1 pseudogene is annotated in these 232 nt (G+C 84.5%); it reads right to left on the bottom strand.

The features are described from left to right. Positions 1 to 190, bottom strand: a pseudogene (locus KVS67_RS13525) (amidohydrolase); the annotation flags it as partial. Positions 191 to 232 lie beyond the last annotated feature (42 nt).

The raw sequence follows: 232 nt of genomic DNA, 5'->3' as shown, positions 1-232 counted from the left end.
CGAGGACGGAGCTCAGCGCCCGGCCCACGCCCGTCCCCAGCGCGGGGCGACCGGTGGCGGCACCCCCCCCCGCCTCAGCGCGCAGGGCCCCGAGCCGCGCGAGGACGGCGGCCTGGGTGCGGGGCAGGTGCAGGTCCAGCTCCGGATGTCCGCGGGGGGGGCGGGGGAAGGGGATGGCCCCCCGGGCGATGGCCCCCCGCAGGTCCGGGGGCGGGGCCGGCGGGGGCGGGGG

Origin of the sequence: Micrococcus sp. GbtcB5, assembly GCF_019091605.1 — a bacterium.
In the GTDB taxonomy this organism is placed as follows: Bacteria; Actinomycetota; Actinomycetes; order Actinomycetales; family Micrococcaceae; genus Micrococcus; species Micrococcus luteus.
This window is presented reverse-complemented; position numbering and strand designations above follow the sequence as displayed.